The organism is Yoonia sp. I 8.24 (genome assembly GCF_022096995.1).
In the GTDB taxonomy this organism is placed as follows: Bacteria; Pseudomonadota; Alphaproteobacteria; order Rhodobacterales; family Rhodobacteraceae; genus Yoonia.
Window position 1 is genome coordinate 522,441 of the sequence record NZ_JACXGQ010000002.1, and the last position, 18,967, is coordinate 541,407.

Genomic DNA, 18,967 nt, shown 5'->3' on the forward strand with positions numbered 1-18,967 from the left:
TGCATCACGCTGCCGTGAGGGGTTGTGTACGTGAATTTCTGCGCAGATTTCACATCTGAGGTGCTGCTTTAGGCAAAAGAAAACCCGTCGATCACAGGGATCGACGGGTTTGTTACAGATTATCACGCCCGAATGTTACAAAAGATCGGGTGCAGTGGCCGCATTTTTCAATTCGCTGACGATCTCATCGAGAGATGTTACAGAAGTTCTGTTTTCACCAAGGCGGCGCACGGTGACTGTTTTCTCTTCGACTTCGCGCGCTCCTAGCGCGAGGATGACTGGCACCTTGCCAACAGAATGCTCGCGGACCTTATAGTTGATCTTTTCATTGCGGGTGTCGACCTCGGCGCGGACCCCGACGGCACGCAGGGCGGCGGCGACCTCTGCGGCGTAGTCATTTGCATCTGAAATGATCGAGGCCACGACAACCTGCCGCGGCGCGAGCCAGAATGGCAGTTTGCCCGCGTGCTCTTCGATCAAGATACCGATGAACCGTTCAAATGACCCGAGCGTCGCGCGGTGTAACATGACCGGACAATGCTTTTCACCATCCGCTGCGACATAGGAACTGCCCAATCGCTCTGGCATGTTTGTGTCAACTTGCAGGGTTCCACATTGCCAGTTCCGGCCAATCGCATCTGTCAGCGTGAACTCAAGCTTTGGACCGTAGAATGCGCCTTCGCCGGGCAGCAACTCATAGTCATAACCAGCAGCGGTACAGGCTTCGCCAAGTGACTTTTCAAGAATATCCCAAGTCTCGTCACTGCCGATCCGCTTTTCGGGGCGGGTCGATAGCTTCACAGACCAGTTCTCAAACCCTAAATCTGCGTAGACTTCGGCAAGGAACGAGATGAACTTTTTTGTCTCGGCTTCAATTTGATCCATTGTGCAAAAGATGTGACCGTCATCTTGGGTGAACCCGCGCACGCGCATGATCCCGTGCAACGCGCCCGAAGGCTCATAGCGGTTACACGCGCCAAATTCAGCAATGCGCAGCGGGAGATCACGGTAAGATTTCATGCCCGTGTTAAAGATCTGCACGTGGCAAGGGCAGTTCATCGGCTTCAGTGCGTTCACTGTCTTTTCGCGGGCGTGATCTTCGTCAACTTCGACGATGAACATGTTCTCTTGGTATTTGTCCCAGTGACCGGATTCTTCCCAGAGCTTGCGGTTCACGACCTGCGGCGTGTTCACCTCGACATAACCATCCGCACGTTGTTTGCGGCGCATGTAGTCTTGCAATTGTGTGTAGATGGTCCAGCCATTGGCGTGCCAGAACACCTGACCGGGGGCTTCTTCTTGCATGTGGAACAGGTCCATTTCGCGGCCCAGCTTGCGGTGGTCACGTTTGGCGGCTTCTTCCAACATATGCAGATGGGCTTTTAGCCCCTCTTTGTTCGTGAAGGCGGTGCCGTAGATGCGTTGTAGCATCGGGCGGTCGCTGTCACCGCGCCAATAGGCACCTGCGATTGACAACAGCTTGAACCCATCAGCGGGAACCTGACCAGTGTGCTGCAAATGCGGGCCACGGCACAGGTCTTGCCAATCGCCATGCCAATACATGCGCAGTGGCTCATCGCCGGGAATGCTTTCGATCAGTTCGACTTTATAAGGCTCACCGCGCTCTTCATAATAGGCGATGGCTTTGGGACGCTCCCAAATTTCGGTGCGGACTTCATCACGTTTGTTGATGATTTCCTTCATCTTCTTTTCGATGGTGGCCAGATCGTCAGGGGTAAACGGTTCTTTGCGGTCAAAGTCATAATACCAACCGTCTTTGATCACCGGGCCAATGGTCACTTGGACATCTGGCCAAAGTTCTTGCACCGCGCGCGCCATGATATGCGCCAGATCGTGACGGACGAGCTCGAGCGCGGGCTCGAGGTCTTTCATGGTGTTGATCGCGATGCGGCTGTCTGCATCAATCGGCCATTGCAAATCCCAATGTTGGTCATTGACCGTGGCAGAGATCGCTTTTTTGCGCAGGCTTGATGAAATGTCAGCGGCGACTTCGGCGGCAGTGATACCGGCCTCATAGACACGGCTATTGCCGTCAGGAAAAGTAAGAGAGATTTGGGCCATCTATTGGGCTCCTCGTCAGTTTGGCGCCCACGGAACGCCCGGTTGCGGGTTATGTGTGTGGGGGGGTGATGCCGTTCTGATTGGCAAGGGTCAAGCCTAGATATCAAATTTCGGGTAGTGCCTGACGAACGATATTTGTGTGTCGTCGTGGTTTACCTCATTTGTTATGGGAAGTTTGATCTGTTACGCGAAATGTTGAATATGAAAGGAAACCCAATGAGAGTGATTGTAGGAATTCTTATAGTAGTTGCGGTGGCCATCAGCTTGGTCGTCGGTGGGTGGCGTTTGGTGGCCGAAGGCACAGTGTGGTCCGTCGTCTTGGGTATCCTCACGCTCTTTTCAGGTCTCGCAATTTTACTGACCATCGGTTTCCTCTACACGATTTTAAGCAGTGACTCTTGGGGGACATGACATGAGAAATGAACACCAAGACTTGCTGGATATTCCTTAGTTTTTCACCGCCTTGCGAAAACACAGTATCAGGCACGATTGGTCAGCACCCCGTCCTTGCCGTAATCAAAGTCGGGCGCAGTGGCATTTGGGCGATGCCGACAATAACCTGATGGCGTATTGAACGCATCACCATACGATGGGGTTTGCCATTCCGTAAATCAAAGCGGCAAACCGATCCATTCCTTCAATCCTACATGCCTTCCATCAAGTATGCGCCGCCAAAATGCGCGGGCTCACCCGTTTCCAACCATGTTTTGAGCCCAGCGAGGCTGCGCACCCAGCCGTCGCCGGTGCCGTCTGACGGATCATTGTTGAGGTCTTCGTGTAATATGGTCAGGCAACAAAAATCGCCCTCTACCGCGATTTCATAGGTAATCTTTGACGGTGGCGCGTCTGGTTCCCATGTGGGCTCAAATGTGGTGACCAGTTTTGTCTTTGGTGTCACCTCTAGGTCGCGGGCGTAAAGCGTGACGGAACCGTCAGGCATCATATAGGTGACCTTATCGTCATCGCGTTTGGCGGTTTGTTGCAGAAAGTCATAGTGCTGGAACACATCTGGGTTTGTCAGCGCATCCCACAATGCGTCTTGTGTGCAGCGTATATAGGTTTGCATCATGAATTTTGGTTTATCGGTCATGGTCGTGTCCTTTGTTACATTGCGGCTTTGAGCGCGGTGCCGGTTTCAAGGTATGATTTGAGAGAGGCCGCAAGACGCGCCCAGCCTTCGCCAAACCCTTCTTGGCCGGGGGCGATATCGTAATGTTCAATCGTCAGCTTGCATTGGCCGCCTTGGTCTTCGATTAAATAAACCATGTGGCTTGATGGGGCATCGGGGCCCATGAACAGCGGTTCAAACGTCATTGCAATCCGCGATTTTGGGTCAAGCGCTGTGGTGATTTGGCGCAGCATCGCATCGCCATTGGGAAGAATAAACGCGGTGGGCTGGCCAACCTGCGCGTTGCCTTGCACAGCGTTGCAGGCAAAATGATATGCGGCCATTTGATCAGCTTCGGTCAGCGCGGACCAAAGCGCATCTTGTGTGCAGCGAATGAAAGTCTGCATGACAAAATCGGGTTTTCCCATTTTCGTATCTCTTTCAAGTTTTTGTTTCAGTTCAGAAAGGCTACGCGCTTGCGGTTGCAAGAACGGGGCAACCCAACGGTCCATCAGTTCCTGCAAGGGCAGGGCGTTTAAATAGTGGTATTTGAACCGACCTTGCTTGCGCGTGATGATCAGCCCCGACTCTTCAAGTAACTTCAGGTGCTTCATCACACCAAACCGGCTCAGGCTTAGGCCTTGTTCTAGATCGCTCAGGCTTTGGCCGTCTTGGCGGCGCAAGCTGTCAAGCAGTGCGCGGCGCGTTGGATCGTTTAAGGCTTTGAATATCTGGTCCATAGAATCGCTTATAGGTTACTTTATAATCACGTGACAATAGGGTAACCTAATAGTGCTTGCAGAGCGGCTTGGCTTGTGATGCTGTCACGGCATGAATGATCGAACAAACACCCCGACTTTTGTCACGCCTCAGGGGCGTCAAATTGCTTATCATCTGACCGAAGGCACCGGCCCCACGGTGGTCTTTCTTGGCGGTTTCAAGTCCGACATGGGGGGCACAAAGGCCGTTTGTTTAGAAAATTGGGCACGTGACCAAGGGCGTGCATTCCTGCGGTTCGACTATTCAGGCCATGGCGAAAGCAGTGGGGAATTCACCGACGGGGCAATCGGCGATTGGTTCGAAGATGCCTGTGCGGCGCTGACCCTGATAGACGGGCCACTTGTGCTGGTCGGGTCATCAATGGGCGGCTGGATTGCACTGCAAGTCGCGCGCGCCATGCCTGAACGGATTGCCGGGATGGTCACCATTGCCGCCGCGCCTGATTTTACCGAAGACAGCATGTGGGGCGATTTTTCGGACGCGCAAAAGGCGGAACTGATGGCGGGGCAGGTCGCGCTACCCTCAGAATACGGGGAGCCCTATATCATCACGCGGCGCTTGATCGAAGAGGGGCGCAAACGGTTGGTGTTGCGCACACCGCTGTCTTTGCCGTTCCCTGTGCGGTTTTTGCAAGGTACGGCTGATGCAGATGTCGATATGACCGTGGCGCTGCGGCTGTTGGATCACGCGCAGGGGCCCGACATGCGGTTGACCCTTGTGAATGGGGCGGATCACCGGTTTTCAGACGATACCTGTCTGAAGCTCATCGGGGATGCTGTTTCAGAAGTGTTGAAAGCTGGCGATGATGACTGAGGGTGCACAGATGGATATCGCAACAGTTGAAAAAGAGCTTTCCGATGCAGAGGCTCGGGTGCCCAATCTACGTTCGGGCTGTGAAGCGCGCATCGCTTGGGCGGATCAACCTGCCGTTAAAACGCCACTTGTGATCCTAAATATTCACGGATTTTCGGCCTCTCCGGCAGAATTGCGCCCCTTGCCCGACCTTGTCGCGCAGGAATGGGGTGCGAATATATTGTTTGCGCGGCTCACGGGGCATGGCCAAGACGGGGCGGCTATGGGGGCTGCGACCCTTGCTGACTGGACACGTGACGTCACGCTCGCCGTGGACCGGGCACAAACCATCGGAGATGAGGTTATTTTGATGGGCTGTTCGACGGGATGTACACTGGCGGCTTTGGCGCTCGCAGATGGTGTGCAGGCCAAAGCAGCAGTGTTTATCTCGCCCAATTTTGGGCTGCGTAGCTGGCTTGCACAGACATTGTTGGATTTGCCAGGCGTGCGCCACTGGGGGCGCTACATCGTCGGCAAGACCCGCAAATTCACGCCGATCAACGAAGGCCACAGCGCCTTTTGGACAACCAGCTACCCGACCGAGGCGCTGTATCCGATGGCAGATGCCGTGCGCGCAGCGGCCCAGGTAGATCTGTCGCAGATCACGACGCCCGGGCTGTTTGTGATGAACGAAGACGACAACGTTGTATCTCCAAAATTGACCCGCAAAACAATGGCGCGCTGGGGCGGAGCAACCACAGAACACATCGTGACGCCCGGTCAGGGCGACGATGAAAACGGCCATGTCATGGCGGGCGATGTGTTTAGTCCGAACCAAACCGTGCCGCTTGCCAAGCGGATTTCAGCTTGGCTTTTGGGGCTATAGCCACGCAATAAGGTTGCCAGACGGGAAGGACCGCGTCAAAGTTGACAAAACAATAGCCTAAAGGATTGGGCATGCAGACAGGTCAACGCATAAATGCCAAGTGAAACACTGGTGATGATCCCACCAATGCTGTGCGACGCGCGCATCTTCGAGCCGCAGATACGTGCGCTTGGGTCCGAACATGCGGTGATGTTCGTACCCACGACCAAGGGCGAGCGGATGGAAGAAATCGCCTCGCAAATTCTGAGCTGGGCACCGTCCAAATTTGCCTTGGCTGGCATGGGGATGGGCGGCATGGTCGCCATGGAAATCCTGCGCCGCGCTCCCGAACGGGTCACCCGGATTGCATTGATCAGCACCAGCCCACTGGCCGAGACACCGCAAACGGCAGCCCTGCGCGAACCGCAAATTATCGCGGCCCGCGCCGGGCGGTGGGAGGATGTGCTTCAGCATGAAATCCATTCCACCTGGATGTCGCCCAATGTCGACAAGGCTGCCTTTGTCCGGCTGCTAACGGTGATGGGGAAAGCGCTTGGGCCTGAAGTCTATGTGAAACAAGCGCGCGCGCTACAGCGGCGCAAGGACCTACAAGCTGAACTGCGCAAGATCACCCAACCCGCCTTGGTCATTTGCGGCCGCCACGATGGGCATTATCCGGTAAAACGCCACGAAACCATGGCTGAACTGATCCCTTTTTGTGATCTCGAGGTCATCGAAGACGCTGGGTATCTGCCGACAATCGAAGCGCCGGAAAGCGTGACAGCGGCGCTGGGCGCGTGGATGCGCCGGCCGCTGATGCTACGCAATTAGGCTGCTGCGTTTTTATTGGCGGGTTTTGTGGCTTTTTTGGTCGGGGCAGAATTGGCATCAATAAAGTCTAGAACAAGCGGGCGAATGTTATTGCGCCAGCTCCCGCCCGCAAAGATGCCGTAGTGCCCGGCGCCCGGTTCAAGGTGCGACGCCTTTTTGCTATCAGGCAGGTTGGTTAGCAAATCTAGCGCGGCGAGACATTGACCGGGTGCGGAAATATCGTCTTCTTCGCCTTCAACAATCTTGACCGCGACCGTCGTGATCTTGCCCATATCAACCTTGCGGCCTGCGACAGTAAAGTCATTGCGGGCGATGTCGCGGTTTTTGAAAATCCGCTCTACGGTCGATAGGTAAAACTCAGCCGTCATATCCATCACAGCAAGGTATTCATCATAGAACACGTTGTGTTTATCGTGTTCGCTGGCCTCGCCTTGGGCGGTTTTGATGATCTGATCGCGAAACGCGTTAGCGTGGGTTTCGCCGTTCATCGAAATAAACGATGCCAGTTGCAGCAATCCCGGATAAACGGTGCGGCCGACGCCTGCGTATTTGAAACCAACGCGTTGGATCATGGTTTGCTCAAGCTGCCCCATTGTGACAGAGCGCCCGAAATCGGTGACTTCGGTATGGTTTGCCTCAGGGTCGACGGGGCCACCGATCAAAGTCAGCGACCGCGGCTGCGCCTTGGGGTCTTCTTCGGCCAAATAGGCCGTCGCCGCGAGCGCCAAAGGCACAGGTTGACAAATCGCCACGACGTGAATGTCGGACCCCAGTTCGCGCATGAAATCGACGAGGTAGAGTGTGTAGTCTTCGACGTCGAACTTGCCTTCGCTGACAGGAATGTCGCGGGCGTTGTGCCAGTCGGTAATATAGACATCGCAATCGGGCAGCAGACTGATGACGGTTTTACGTAGCAATGTGGCGTAGTGGCCTGACATCGGCGCGACAACCAAGACACGGCGCTTGCTAGGGGCGCGACCGGGAATGGTAAAATGGATCAGATCGCCAAAGGGGCGTTCAAGAACGGTTTCGATAACCACAGGGTGGTCCTTGCCTTTTTCGCAGGTGACCGGCGGGAGGTTCCAATCAGGTTTGACAACCATGCGGGCGAATGTGCGCTCTGTCACCTCTCCCCATGCCATCAACATATCTATGGCTGGGTTCGCAGCCAGCGACATCATCGGGTATGAGGCAAATGCGCGCGCTGTGGCCCCCAGCCATTGGTTTGTGTTGCGCGCACTTTCCATCAGGTCATAGGTCATCATATACTTCATTGTAACATCTCCAGGTTAGGCGCGCAGGTCATGCTGCACGTGCAGCATAAGCATAGGAACGTTAATATGACAACAAACGATTTAGACCCGCATGCTGCCACTGATAAGAACTTTACAAAGCTCGAAGCCAATATTGCCAAAATTGAAACGCTGACACAACGTCTCCTTAAGGCCATGGGGCAAGGGCGCGCAGTGCCGCCGTCTCTGCAAGGGCCAAGCCAAGAGCTTTATACAAAGGCGGCGACTGGATATTTTGCCGAAATGATGCAAAACCCGGCCAAATTGGTTGAACACCAAGTCGAATTTTGGGGCAAATCTGTTAAGCATTTTGTTGAGGCGCAGCACCTTTTGGTGCAGGGGAAACTTGAGCCGGCCACAGATGAAACCCCAAAGGATCGGCGGTTTGCGAATGAAATGTGGGACACGAACCCCTATTTCAATTTTATCAAACAACAGTACCTTATGAATGCCGCTGCAGTGCAGCAAGCGGTCGAGGACATCGATGCGCTTGATTCGGATGAAAAGAGTCGATTGCGCTATTTTAGCCAGCAAATCGTGGATATGGCCTGTCCCACAAATTTTTTGGCAACCAACCCAGAGGCGCTTGCGCTTGCTGCTGAGACCGAAGGTGAAAGCCTCATTGCCGGGTTGGAAAACATGATTGCGGACCTCGAAGCCAATAATGGCGATCTTGTCGTCACATTGGCCGATAAGTCGGCATTCAAGTTGGGCGAGAACCTAGCGACGACACCGGGGTCAGTGGTGTTTCGGAACCGGCTGTTTGAATTGATCCAATACGCACCGACAACCGAAAAGGTGCACACGACACCTTTGATTATCTTTCCGCCTTGGATCAACAAATTCTACATCTTGGACCTTAAGCCGCAAAACAGCCTGATCAAATGGGCGGTCGATCAGGGGCATACGGTCTTTGTTGTATCTTGGGTGAACCCGGACGCCAGTTTCAGTGGCACGACGATGACTGACTACATCGAAGAGGGCTATTTGGCCGCGATCGGCGCGGTCAAGGATATTTGTGGTGTCAAAAAGGTGAATGCCGTGGGCTACTGCATTGCGGGGACAACATTGTCTCTTGCACTTGGCGTGATGAAAAAGCGCAAAGATACGTCCGTGAACAGCGCGACGTTCTTTACAACATTGACCGATTTTTCGGACCGAGGTGAAGTTGGCGTGTTCTTGAACGATGATTTTGTTGATGGGATCGAGGCCGAAGCGATGGAAAGCGGCATCCTTGATTCATTTTATATGTCACGCACGTTTTCTTACTTGCGTGCAAATGACCTGATCTATGGGCCTGCGATCAAGAGCTATATGATGGGGAAAGCCCCGCCCGCCTTTGACCTGCTTTATTGGAATGGTGATGGGACAAACCTTCCCGCATCGATGGCTGTGGATTACCTGCGTGGGCTTTGTCAGAGTGACCGTCTTGCCAACGAAGGCTTTGAGGTTTGCGGTGAGAAAATACAGCTTAAGGATGTGACCGTGCCACTTTGTGCGATTGCATGCGAGACGGATCATATCGCGGCTTGGAAAAGCAGCTACACCGGTGTTCAGAAAATGGGATCCAAGGATAAGACATTTATTCTGTCTGAATCGGGGCATGTCGCGGGGATCATTAACCCGCCAACCAAGAAGAAATACGGGCACTACACGAACCCAGAAAATGGGCTGACTGCGGGTGACTGGTATGAAACTGCGGATAAACATGATGGGTCTTGGTGGCCGCGTTGGGAATCATGGCTCGCGAAAAAGTCGGGCAAGAAAGTCGATGCGCGACAACCAGGGGGTGAAAGGTATCCGGTTTTGGCGGCGGCACCCGGTACATATGTCGTCGCTAAGTAGCAGATTGCACTGCGTTTTCCGCACCTGCGGAAATAATTTATGCTGCAGTGCAGAAAAAACTTGAAATGCTGCGCTGCAGCATGCATATTGGTATCAGAAATTCACAGCGGGGAACGATCCTCGCCCCAATTGAAAGGCTGATACCATGGCTGCGAAAACACAAGACTTCACTGCGATCTTCAAAGACGTCGCAGATGCGTTCCCCGTCGACACCAAAGCGATGGAAGAGCAATTCAAAAACCAAACTGCGCTGGCTGAAAAGATGTCCGCAGTTGCTCTGGACGCTGCTGGCAAATCTGCCGAGCTGTCTGCCAAATGGACACAAGACACCATTGCCAAGATGGAAGCGATGTCAAAATCCAAAGCAGAGCCTGCTGATTACGCTAAAGCAATGACTGACTTTGCATCAGCAACTGCTGAATCTGCTGCTGAAAACATGTCTGCTTTCGCTGAAATCGCGAAAAAAGTACAAACACAGACGATGGAACTCGTTCTTGCTGCAGGCAAAGACATGTCTGATGACGTGACTGCAGCTGCGAAAAAAGCGACGTCGGAAGTGACGGCCGCTGCGCAAAAAGCGACAAAGAAGTAATAACGGCGAAATCTGCCTTTGCCTCCCTAGGGGCATGATTTCTTAGAACGGTGCGCAGCAATGCGGGCCGTTTTTTTATTGCAGAAGCCGGGGAGTGCTAAAATGCTTTCTTTTTGCGCAGTTGCGGCATAGGCTTCTCTGCACTGCAATATTTCGGGAGTGATCGCTGTGGCCGAGACAAATAAACCGCTTCTTATTAAGCGCTATGCGAGCCGTCGTTTGTACAATACCGAGACAAGCGATTACGTGACGCTCGAAGATATCGCGCTGTTCATTCGTGAAGGGCGCGAAGTGCAAATTGTCGATTTGAAGTCTGGCGACGATTTGACTCGACAGTATTTGCTGCAAATAATTGCTGAGCATGAAAGCCGCGGTGAAAGCGTGCTTCCCGTGGGCGTATTGACGGATCTTGTCCGCAGTTACACCAGCCAAGCCGCTTCCGTCGTGCCTGACTTCTTGCAAGCCAGTTTTGAAATGCTGCGTGAAGGGCAGTCAAAGGCACTTGATAATATGGGCGCTGCAAACCCAATGGCTGCAATGCCGGGATTTGAAGCCATGCAAGCCCAGCAAGCTGCGTTTTTTAAGGCGATGACGGGTGGGATTATGCCCACAGGTAGCGTGCCTGAAAAAGAGGATGATGACCTTGGCGAGATCAAGGATCAGCTGGCGGCGTTACAAGAAAAGCTTGCGAAAATGGGTAAGTAACCGCGCCAGACGAACGCCCGGTATCTTTCACAAACGCCTGACAATGACCTCATTGATGCCAAACGCATTTCCCCCTAGCGTAGCGGCAAGGTGCAAGAGGATCAGATGACAACAACAGGTAAAATCACGCTTTGGGGGGTTGAAGTCTTTGTCGCCACTGCCGAGGAAGCCTCTATTTCGGGCGCGGCCCGGCGGTTGGGCAGTTCGGCCGCGACGGTAAGCCAGCAGCTTAGCAACCTTGAAGGGGCGATTGGTACCACGCTGCTTAATCGGAATGCGCGTCCGGTCACGTTAACCCCTGCCGGCGAAATGTTTTTGCGCCGCGCCAATACGATCCTGAACGAGGCTGACCAAGCCAAGGCAGAATTGGCGATGGCGGATTTTAGTCGCTTGACCCGGTTCCGGCTCGGGATGATCGAAGACTTTGACGCCGAAGTCACCCCCGGCCTGCTCACTGCCATGAGCGACGATCTTAAGAACTGCCAGTTTTTGCTGGAAACTGGCGCGTCGCATCGGCTGTTTGATCTGCTCGATAGCCGCGCGATTGATGTTATTGTGGCGGGGGATATGGGGCAGGCCAGCGCGGGGATGGAAGTTCACCCGCTGCTCGAAGAACCATTTGTTGTTGCTGCTCCCAAGGGGGCAATCAATGGCGATGATGTGGCCCGGCAACTGCGCCGTATGCAGTTGATCCAATACACGACCCGGCACCATATGGGCCGGATGATTGCGGGGCACCTTGCGCGGCAAAACCTGCGGATCACGCATCGGTTTGAACTCGACAGCTATCACGCGATTATGGCGATGGTTGCGGGCGGGACCGGGTGGACCATTCTGACACCACTCGGCTGTTTACGCGCGCAGCGGTTTGCGGATGCCGTTGATTTGTTACCAATGCCATTTGCACCGCTGTCGCGGGTGATTTCACTGACAGCGCGCCGCGATATTCTGGGAGACATGCCCCAGACGATGGCCGCGCGCCTTAAACCGCTCGTGAACGAAATGATCGTACAGCCCGCTGTACAGCGTTTCCCCTGGCTGCAAGACGAGATGCGCCTGCTTTAACCGTAGGCGCGGGTAGGCGTCATGGCGGCCGCCGCCGCTTCTGTGATGATTTGCGCGATGATATCGCATTCGGCCAGCGTCAAACGGGCGGGCAGGCGGACATCGCAGGCTTTCATCAGCATTGCGCGGGTTTGGGGCAGTTTGGGGATATCCCCGATAAACTGCCAATTCCAAAACGCGCGGGCGTTGTCAGCGCTTTGACCAAAGATTTGAATTTTCACACCTGCCGCTGCGGCTGCGTCGACAAATGCGGCGGCTTCGGTGTCGGACATATCGACGATATTGAACTGAATGGAATCTGGCGCGCGTACCTCGGGCGCAAGACAATCAGGCACAGCCAACCATGGTGATGCGTTTAGCTGCACTGCGACGTGATCATGATTGCGCCGCCCATCCGTGACGCGGCGCGCAAGCTCAGCCAATTGGGGCCGGACCAATGCCGCCGACATATTGCTAAGCCGTTGATTATAAAGCGGCAGCTTGTTTTGCCATTTGGCAAAGCTTTCCATAAGAACCGGGTGTTTTTTCCAGTTATGTTCATAGGCGCCTGACATGATGACTGCGCGCGCGATAAGATCTGGATCGTCGGTGATCATGATGCCACCTTCGCCTGCGTTCAGCAGCTTGTAAGACTGAAAGCTAAAGCAACCGATCTTGCCAATCGTCCCGATGTTCTTGCCGTGCCAAGTCGTGCCCAGCGAATGTGCCGCGTCTTCGATCACAGGGATATCCGCTGCATCGCAGAGCTGCATAATTGCATCCATATCAGAGGTATGACCGCGCATGTGGCTGATGATCACCGCATCTACGCCAGGCAGCTTGGCTGCGAAATCGTCTAAATCGATACGGTAATTGTCGCCACATTCACAAAGGACGGGTTGGCAATCTGCGTGTACGACTGCCGAAGGCACCGCGCCAAATGTAAATGCGGGAATCATGACCCGGGCGTCGCGCGGGAGGCCAAGCGCCTTGAGCGACAAAAACAACGCAGCCGAACACGAAGAAACTGCAAGCGCGTATTTCGCCCCTAGCAGGTCCGCGAATTCTTGCTCTAGCAGCGCAACGGGTGCGTTTTCAGAGGTATAGCGAAACAAATCACCGGATTGCAAAATGCGCGAGACCTCGGCCATCGCCGATTCTGGAATGGGCTCTGCGGCGTAAACATTTGGGATATTGGTCATATATTCAGCTTTACCGAAAGTAGATTTCGGAAATACTTAACATGTAAGGGATTACAAATCTATGACAGTTACACCCCAAGCCGGTCGCGCAGCGCGTACCATGTCATTGCAAGCGTCAATAGTGGTGCGCGAAATGTCGGCCCGCCAGGAAAATTTGGCACTTTTAGTGCTGATAACGTGTCAAAACGAGCGGCTTGGCCGGCGATAGCCTCTGCCATGATTTTGCCCGCCAGCCCGGAAAGTGCGACACCATGCCCCGAAAACCCTGCGCCCGACACGATATTGGGCGCGACGCGCTGCACGGCAGGCAGCCGGGTCATGGTGATACCCAATGTGCCGCCCCAAGAATAATCTATTTTGACACCGTTGAGTTGCGGAAACAATGTCGTCATGCGCTGGATGAGGGCAGAGTTGATATCCGTAGGAAAGCCAATCCCATAGGCTTCGCGACCGCCAAACAAGAATCGATTGTCTTCGGACATGCGGTAGTAGTTCACCACGAATTTGCTATCCGCCACTGCAATATCACGCGCCAGAACGGTCGCGGCGCGGTCCCCCAAAGGTTCGGTTGCGCCGATAAAACTGTTGATTGGCATAACCTTTGCGGCGGTTTTGCGATCAATATTGGGTAAATACCCGTTGCCTGCGATAATCACATGCCGCGCGGTCACGGTGCCATTGCGGGTGCTGAGCCTGACAGGGTCGCCTTGGGCTATCTTTGTGACTTCGGTTAATTCAAAGATACGCGCGCCGGCTTCTTCGGCCAATCGCGCAAGCCCAATGACATAGCGCAAAGGGTGAATATGCCCCGCGCCCATGTCCAAGATGCCACCGTGATAAAGTGGGGATTTGACCAGTTCACGCATGTCAGCTTCGCCAAGAACAGAGATTTGGTCGTAGCCGTAGTTTTCCGCTAGATATTCAGTGTCGTGGATATATTGGGCGGCCTCTTTGGGCGAATAAAACCCATGTGCCACGCCGGGCCGAAACCGTGCCTCTGGGATATGGGCAGCGCAGATATCGCGAATGTCTTGTTTGGCCTCCTCTGCGAGCATCCAAAGCCCTGCGGCAGTGTCATCGCCCAGCGATTTCGCCAAGGCGCGCTGGTCCCAATTATACCCGCTGCCGACCTGCCCGCCGTTGCGCCCAGAGGCACCAAACCCCACACGGTGGGCATCCAATACCACAACATCCAAGCCCCGCGCGGCAAGATCACGCGCCGCGGACAGCCCGGTAAACCCGGCACCAATCACGCAAACATCCACCGCCATATCTGTGTCTAGGGGCGGGCGCGCAGCGGGCGTGTCGGTGCTCGCGGCGTACCAGCTTGGCGGAAACTGGCCAGGTTTATCGTTGCGGTAGAGTGGGTTCATCGGAGTATCCAGCGCTTGTGTTGATACGGCATTGCTGGGCATGCTGTCAGAAACCCGAGACGACAACAAATGGAAACTGATCATGGCCAGCAACACAGAAACCTATGACGCGGCCTGCCACTGCGGCACCGTACAGTTCCAAGTTACACTGAAAGGCGGGCTTGCAAGTGCGCGTCGATGTACCTGTTCGTTTTGCAGCATGCGCGGGGCGGTGGCGCTGACGGCCCCGCTGGACGGGCTGCGCTTCATCGCGGGGCAGGAGGCACTGACCTTATATCAGTTTAATACGCACGCAGCGCGTCACTACTTTTGTGCGAAATGCGGAATCTATACCCACCATAAACGACGATCCAATCCCAATGAATTTGGAATCAATGCCGCCTGCCTGTTGGGCGTCAGCCCGTTTGATTTCTCTGAGGTGATCGTGAACAACGGCGTCCAGCATCCCAGCGATAATCCGGATGCCCCTGACATCGCTGGCGTTTTGCGGTACGAAAAAAGCTAGAGGTTAAGCAAAAGGGACTCGCACTCTAACGGGCGGCAGTCCGATACGAACCACCACCAGAACGATTTTACGCCGCGCCGATTATCGGATAATTTGGGGTCTTATACGCAGTTTCTTGCGTCGTTCTTGCGGAAGGTGACGATTAAGCCGGGTATTCACCAATCCAAAGATCCCAATCACGACCATTGTCAGCAAAATGAAATACCCAGCCAGAATTGGGTAGGGGACGAAGGGGTTGAACGTCTTGTCCGCAAAGTAGTTCGCATAATAAAGCGCATCGCCGCGTTGTTTGAGGATCGGAAACCCGCCAAAGAAGGCCAGCGTTGTTGCATGAAACAAAAAGATCGCTTCGTTTGTATAGGCGGGCCAGGCAAGCCGGAGCATCGTTGGCCAGATAATTTTGCGAAACCGTGCAAAGCCAGACAGGCCGTATGCATCGGCCGCTTCGGTGTCACCCTTTGGGATCGACTGTAACGCCCCATAAAAGATTTCGCCCGTATAGGCCGAGGTGTTCAAAAATAGCACAAATAGCGCGCCATAGGCGGCTGAGGTCAGGGGCGTGAAAAACGGCACCTGCGCCTTGAGCGATAGGAATAGAAAATAGGCAAAGAAGAACTGGATGAACAAGGGTGATCCGCGAAACGCGAAAATGAACCATTCAGAGGGTTTGCGGACCCAAAAGGAATTTGACGCCTTGCCCATGGCGACGGCGGTCGCCAGAAAAAAGCCAAGCACAAGCGCGAAAAATCCAAAGTAGATATTCCACAGCATCCCAGAGCCAATCAGCGTGAACTGTTGGCAAAGTGTGAAATCGCTGCGCGGCAAAAGCTGTTCGCCGATCCCAATGCTGCGCAGGCCATAGGCGGTGATCGTGTCCCAGCAGCTCATGCCCGTGCCTTTCTTTGTGCTTCGCCAGCGGCGGTTGCTTGGCCGTGGGTGAGCCGGGCCATGATCTTGCCCAAGACGACTTCAGATACTTTTGTGAAGCACAGGTAGAACACCAGCAGAGCCAGAAAATACCACATGCGCCATTCAGGGTGCGGGTAATCAGTGAACCGTGGGCTTTTGAATGCCCCCAATTCGCGGGCCCAATAAACGATGTCTTCGACCCCGAGTAAGAACAACAAAGGGGTGGCTTTGATCAGGACCATCCAAAGGTTCGACAGGCCGGGCAGGGCAAAGACCCACATCTGTGGCACCAAGATGCGCCAAAAGGTCTGGCGGCGCGACATGCCATAGGCTTCGGCCGTCTCTAATTGCCCTTTAGGGACCGCCTGCATGGCGCCATACATCACATTGGCCGCAAAGGCCCCAAAGACGATGGCAAAGGTCAGGACCGCCAAAAAGAACCCGTAGGTTTCATGCACCCATTGCGGTGCGTTGCTGAGCGGCAGTTTGGCGGCGGAGCAGACCACAAAATCACTTCCCTGGCGGATGGGTTCATCCCAGTCCAGGCATTTGACGCGGTGGCGTAGGTATTCAAACGCCTGATCTAAGGCGATGACAAAAAACAAGAAAAACGCGATGTCGGGGATACCACGGACCACCGCGATATAGGTTTTGCCGATCCAGCGCAGCGGCGCGATATGGCTGCGTGCGGCTGCGGCGCCGCCAAAGCCAAAGGTCAAGGCGACAGGGGCCGTGATGCCGAGCAAAAGCAAGACCGTACCGACCGACCAATACATGCTCATATGCTTGCCCGTGGTCAGGTAACACGACAACCATGACAGCCTTTCAAGGGTCGCGGGATCGGAACAATAGCTAAAAATGGGAACGGCCTATCTACAAAGATTGCCCCAGCCCGAATTGCGCCGGGCTGGGGCGAATGTGACTTAGTAAGTCGCGGTTTCTTCACCGAACCATTCGATCAGCAACGCGTTAAGCGAGCCGTCTTCTTTCATCGACGTGATCGCCGCGTCGAATTTCTCGCGCAGCTCTGTGTCACTTTCACGAATGCCAAGGCCGATTCCGCCGCCCAATGGAACACCTTCGCCGACAAGCATCAGGTCAGGCTCGTCTGTGTAAGGCAGCAAGAAGTCGAGATCGGCAAACACAGCTTCGGCTTCACCGTTGCGGACCGCCGCGATGGTTTCGTCGCCTGTTGCGAACTCAAGCAAAGTTGCGCCTGTTTCAGCGACATAACCCGCCTGAATGGTGCTTGTTTGTGCCGCAACAATGCCGGTCAGATCTGCATCTTCGGACAAGGCAACATAAACAGATTCTGTTGGCGGGTAGTAGTCTTGGGTAAAGTCGATGACTTCGTCACGCTCATCGGTGATCGACATGCCCGCGATGATCGTGTCGTAGTTGCCGGATACAAGGTTCGGGATGATGCTATCCCATTCGTTGGTGACCCATTCACAGGTCAGTTCAGCGCGCGCACAAAGCTCATTGCCAAGATCGATTTCAAAACCGTCAACTTCGCCGTCGTCGTTGATGAAGTTGTAGGGCGCATATGCGCCTTCGGTGCCCATGCGAACAACGTCGTCGGCCATTGCCATGCCGCCCACAAGGGCCAGCGCTGTTGTGCTGAGGATTAGGTTTTTCATCAATTCTCTCCTAGTTAGTGTTTATGAAACTGTTGCGGACAAAAATCCGCGTAGACGTTCGGTTTTGGGCTGGCCAAACAAAGTGTCCGGCGGGCCTTCTTCTTCGATTTTGCCGTTGTGCAGGAACACAATATGGTCGCTGACGTCAGCAGCCAAACGCATGTCGTGGGTTACGATCAGCATGGTGCGCCCTTCGGCGGCCAAGTCTTTGATGACTTTGACAACCTCTTGTTCTAGCTCAGGATCAAGCGCGCTGGTCGGTTCGTCAAAAAGCAGGGCTTTGGGTTCCATACACAAGGCGCGCGCAATCGCTGCACGCTGTTGTTGGCCGCCAGATAGCTGGGCCGGGTAGGCATCGCATTTGTCGCCGATCCCGACCTTTTCAAGATATTTGCGCGCACTGGCTTCGACCTCGGCCTTGTCACGTTTAAGGACAGTTACAGGGGCTTCCATGACGTTTTGCAAGATCGTCATATGCGCCCAAAGGTTAAACTGCTGAAACACCATCGACAGGTTGGTGCGGATACGGATCATCTGGGCATGGTCTCCGGGGTGACGATTTTCGCCCGTCCCTTTCCATATCACGGGTTCACCGCAAAACAGGACTTCGCCAGCTTGACTGTCTTCGAGCAGATTGGCGCAGCGCAGCAAGGTTGATTTACCTGATCCAGAGGACCCAATCAGAGAGACGACATGCCCGGCGGGTGCGCTGATATCGACGCCGCTGAGGACCTCAAGTTCGCCGTAAGCTTTGTGCAGGTTTTGGATTTCGATAACGGGGGCTTGGTCGGTCACGATGGGTCGCTTTGCATTGAGTTGCCGAGATTAGGGCCTAATTCACGACCATTTGCAACGGGCGCGTCGCATCAAATGCCGTTTTGTGCGGCAACTGCCTGACTGATAGGCGATTTGCAGAAGGGCTGGGCAATCCTAGGCTGGGGTAACGCGCAGGCGTGCGGCGTTGCTGTCTTTGTCGGACACGCCGAGCAGCGAGGCGATCATGCGCATGTTGCTATCTTCTGCATTGTCACGTTCCCCATCGGCCATCACTACGGCCCACATAGCTTCGATCACGCCGACACGGTGATCTAGATCGACGGCATCTTTGATTGCGCGCGTAAAGCGCACAGTGTCGGGCGCCTTTGCTTCAAAAGCTTCGCATTCAAGGCGCAGGGCTTTTGTTGCCTCATCTGATAATCCAAAACGCGCCGCCAAGGTAGCGTCAATTTGCGCGATTTCTTCGGGGGCGTAGTCACCATCGGCACGGGCGAGACGGACAAGCAAAGCTCCCAGCGCAAGGCGCGCATCAGAATCAGATTGCGGGGCGGGTGCGGGGGCGGTCAAACGCTGCAGGAACTTCGAAATCATAACTTACCTTAGCTGAGTTATTGGGGGCTGCACA

20 protein-coding genes are annotated in these 18,967 nt (G+C 54.5%); 9 read left to right on the forward strand and 11 right to left on the reverse strand.

The genetic code is table 11. The features are described from left to right. Window positions 1-135: 135 nt before the first annotated feature. A complete protein-coding gene (gene thrS / locus Yoon_RS05560; RefSeq protein WP_238110883.1) occupies window positions 136-2,082 on the reverse strand; it encodes a threonine--tRNA ligase in 1,947 nt (648 codons plus the stop codon). Window positions 2,083-2,298: 216 nt separating this feature from the next. On the opposite strand from thrS, the gene Yoon_RS05565 reads away from it, so the two are divergent. Beyond that, complete coding sequence (locus tag Yoon_RS05565; RefSeq protein ID WP_238110885.1) at window positions 2,299-2,493, forward strand: hypothetical protein; 195 nt, start codon at window positions 2,299-2,301, stop codon at window positions 2,491-2,493. Between the two features lie 232 nt (window positions 2,494-2,725). Here Yoon_RS05565 and Yoon_RS05570 read toward each other — a convergent pair whose 3' ends face one another. Further along, entirely contained in the window at window positions 2,726-3,172 is a 447-nt protein-coding gene (locus Yoon_RS05570; protein ID WP_238110886.1) for an SRPBCC domain-containing protein, read from the reverse strand. A gap of 14 nt (window positions 3,173-3,186) precedes the next feature. After that, window positions 3,187-3,930 carry a metalloregulator ArsR/SmtB family transcription factor gene (locus Yoon_RS05575; protein WP_238110887.1) on the reverse strand — a complete coding sequence of 248 codons (744 nt, stop codon included), beginning with the start codon at window positions 3,928-3,930 and terminating at the stop codon, window positions 3,187-3,189. 91 nt (window positions 3,931-4,021) lie between these two features. Between Yoon_RS05575 and Yoon_RS05580 the strand changes: the two genes are divergently transcribed. From Yoon_RS05580 to Yoon_RS05590, 3 genes are all read left to right on the forward strand, one after another. Continuing rightward, on the forward strand, window positions 4,022-4,783 hold the full coding sequence (locus Yoon_RS05580; RefSeq protein ID WP_238110888.1) for an alpha/beta fold hydrolase: 762 nt from the start codon (window positions 4,022-4,024) through the stop codon (window positions 4,781-4,783). A gap of 10 nt (window positions 4,784-4,793) precedes the next feature. Beyond that, entirely contained in the window at window positions 4,794-5,648 is an 855-nt protein-coding gene (locus Yoon_RS05585; RefSeq protein ID WP_238110889.1) for a carboxylesterase, read from the forward strand. A gap of 93 nt (window positions 5,649-5,741) precedes the next feature. Beyond that, complete coding sequence (locus tag Yoon_RS05590; RefSeq protein ID WP_238110890.1) at window positions 5,742-6,458, forward strand: alpha/beta hydrolase; 717 nt, start codon at window positions 5,742-5,744, stop codon at window positions 6,456-6,458. Here Yoon_RS05590 and phaZ read toward each other — a convergent pair. Then, window positions 6,455-7,732, reverse strand: a complete 1,278-nt coding sequence (phaZ, locus tag Yoon_RS05595; protein ID WP_238110891.1) for a polyhydroxyalkanoate depolymerase — start codon at window positions 7,730-7,732, stop codon at window positions 6,455-6,457. The genes Yoon_RS05590 and phaZ overlap by 4 nt on opposite strands. A 66-nt stretch (window positions 7,733-7,798) precedes the next feature. On the opposite strand from phaZ, the gene phaC reads away from it, so the two are divergent. From phaC to Yoon_RS05615, 4 genes are all read left to right on the forward strand, one after another. Beyond that, window positions 7,799-9,595: a class I poly(R)-hydroxyalkanoic acid synthase gene (phaC, locus tag Yoon_RS05600; RefSeq protein ID WP_238110893.1), complete on the forward strand. Its 1,797-nt coding sequence runs from the start codon at window positions 7,799-7,801 to the stop codon at window positions 9,593-9,595. 145 nt (window positions 9,596-9,740) lie between these two features. Continuing rightward, window positions 9,741-10,187 (forward strand): phasin family protein, encoded by a 447-nt coding sequence (locus Yoon_RS05605; protein ID WP_238110895.1) that lies wholly within the window; start codon window positions 9,741-9,743, stop codon window positions 10,185-10,187. Between the two features lie 168 nt (window positions 10,188-10,355). Then, entirely contained in the window at window positions 10,356-10,892 is a 537-nt protein-coding gene (gene phaR, locus Yoon_RS05610) for a polyhydroxyalkanoate synthesis repressor PhaR (RefSeq protein WP_238110903.1), read from the forward strand. A gap of 105 nt (window positions 10,893-10,997) precedes the next feature. Continuing rightward, on the forward strand, window positions 10,998-11,957 hold the full coding sequence (locus Yoon_RS05615; RefSeq protein WP_238110905.1) for a LysR family transcriptional regulator: 960 nt from the start codon (window positions 10,998-11,000) through the stop codon (window positions 11,955-11,957). Here Yoon_RS05615 and Yoon_RS05620 read toward each other — a convergent pair. Both Yoon_RS05620 and Yoon_RS05625 read right to left on the reverse strand, forming a co-directional pair. Then, on the reverse strand, window positions 11,954-13,138 hold the full coding sequence (locus Yoon_RS05620; protein WP_238110906.1) for a DegT/DnrJ/EryC1/StrS aminotransferase family protein: 1,185 nt from the start codon (window positions 13,136-13,138) through the stop codon (window positions 11,954-11,956). The two genes, Yoon_RS05615 and Yoon_RS05620, sit on opposite strands and share 4 nt — an antisense overlap. 68 nt (window positions 13,139-13,206) lie before the next feature. Further along, window positions 13,207-14,511: an FAD-binding oxidoreductase gene (locus Yoon_RS05625; protein WP_238110908.1), complete on the reverse strand. Its 1,305-nt coding sequence runs from the start codon at window positions 14,509-14,511 to the stop codon at window positions 13,207-13,209. Window positions 14,512-14,593: 82 nt separating this feature from the next. On the opposite strand from Yoon_RS05625, the gene Yoon_RS05630 reads away from it, so the two are divergent. Continuing rightward, entirely contained in the window at window positions 14,594-15,016 is a 423-nt protein-coding gene (locus Yoon_RS05630) for a GFA family protein (RefSeq protein WP_238110910.1), read from the forward strand. A gap of 81 nt (window positions 15,017-15,097) precedes the next feature. Here Yoon_RS05630 and Yoon_RS05635 read toward each other — a convergent pair whose 3' ends face one another. From Yoon_RS05635 to Yoon_RS05655, 5 genes are all read right to left on the reverse strand, one after another. Next, on the reverse strand, window positions 15,098-15,904 hold the full coding sequence (locus tag Yoon_RS05635; protein WP_238110911.1) for an ABC transporter permease: 807 nt from the start codon (window positions 15,902-15,904) through the stop codon (window positions 15,098-15,100). Beyond that, complete coding sequence (locus Yoon_RS05640) at window positions 15,901-16,785, reverse strand: ABC transporter permease subunit (protein WP_238110995.1); 885 nt, start codon at window positions 16,783-16,785, stop codon at window positions 15,901-15,903. The genes Yoon_RS05635 and Yoon_RS05640 overlap by 4 nt, the downstream gene beginning before the upstream one ends. A gap of 63 nt (window positions 16,786-16,848) precedes the next feature. Beyond that, window positions 16,849-17,565 carry a transporter substrate-binding domain-containing protein gene (locus Yoon_RS05645; protein ID WP_238110914.1) on the reverse strand — a complete coding sequence of 239 codons (717 nt, stop codon included), beginning with the start codon at window positions 17,563-17,565 and terminating at the stop codon, window positions 16,849-16,851. A 21-nt stretch (window positions 17,566-17,586) separates the two neighbouring features. Then, window positions 17,587-18,360 (reverse strand): amino acid ABC transporter ATP-binding protein, encoded by a 774-nt coding sequence (locus Yoon_RS05650; protein WP_238110916.1) that lies wholly within the window; start codon window positions 18,358-18,360, stop codon window positions 17,587-17,589. 135 nt (window positions 18,361-18,495) lie between these two features. Continuing rightward, a complete protein-coding gene (locus Yoon_RS05655) occupies window positions 18,496-18,933 on the reverse strand; it encodes a TerB family tellurite resistance protein (RefSeq protein WP_238110918.1) in 438 nt (145 codons plus the stop codon). Window positions 18,934-18,967: the final 34 nt, after the last annotated feature.

Coding starts and splice junctions, on each gene's coding strand:
- thrS (WP_238110883.1), bottom strand. CDS start 2,082: ATGGCCCAAATCTCTCTTACTTTTCCTGACGGCAATAGCCGTGTCTAT.
- Yoon_RS05565 (WP_238110885.1), top strand. CDS start 2,299: ATGAGAGTGATTGTAGGAATTCTTATAGTAGTTGCGGTGGCCATCAGC.
- Yoon_RS05570 (WP_238110886.1), bottom strand. CDS start 3,172: ATGACCGATAAACCAAAATTCATGATGCAAACCTATATACGCTGCACA.
- Yoon_RS05575 (WP_238110887.1), bottom strand. CDS start 3,930: ATGGACCAGATATTCAAAGCCTTAAACGATCCAACGCGCCGCGCACTG.
- Yoon_RS05580 (WP_238110888.1), top strand. CDS start 4,022: ATGAATGATCGAACAAACACCCCGACTTTTGTCACGCCTCAGGGGCGT.
- Yoon_RS05585 (WP_238110889.1), top strand. CDS start 4,794: ATGGATATCGCAACAGTTGAAAAAGAGCTTTCCGATGCAGAGGCTCGG.
- Yoon_RS05590 (WP_238110890.1), top strand. CDS start 5,742: ATGCCAAGTGAAACACTGGTGATGATCCCACCAATGCTGTGCGACGCG.
- phaZ (WP_238110891.1), bottom strand. CDS start 7,732: ATGAAGTATATGATGACCTATGACCTGATGGAAAGTGCGCGCAACACA.
- phaC (WP_238110893.1), top strand. CDS start 7,799: ATGACAACAAACGATTTAGACCCGCATGCTGCCACTGATAAGAACTTT.
- Yoon_RS05605 (WP_238110895.1), top strand. CDS start 9,741: ATGGCTGCGAAAACACAAGACTTCACTGCGATCTTCAAAGACGTCGCA.
- Yoon_RS05615 (WP_238110905.1), top strand. CDS start 10,998: ATGACAACAACAGGTAAAATCACGCTTTGGGGGGTTGAAGTCTTTGTC.
- Yoon_RS05620 (WP_238110906.1), bottom strand. CDS start 13,138: ATGACCAATATCCCAAATGTTTACGCCGCAGAGCCCATTCCAGAATCG.
- Yoon_RS05625 (WP_238110908.1), bottom strand. CDS start 14,511: ATGAACCCACTCTACCGCAACGATAAACCTGGCCAGTTTCCGCCAAGC.
- Yoon_RS05630 (WP_238110910.1), top strand. CDS start 14,594: ATGGCCAGCAACACAGAAACCTATGACGCGGCCTGCCACTGCGGCACC.
- Yoon_RS05635 (WP_238110911.1), bottom strand. CDS start 15,904: ATGAGCTGCTGGGACACGATCACCGCCTATGGCCTGCGCAGCATTGGG.
- Yoon_RS05645 (WP_238110914.1), bottom strand. CDS start 17,565: ATGAAAAACCTAATCCTCAGCACAACAGCGCTGGCCCTTGTGGGCGGC.
- Yoon_RS05655 (WP_238110918.1), bottom strand. CDS start 18,933: ATGATTTCGAAGTTCCTGCAGCGTTTGACCGCCCCCGCACCCGCCCCG.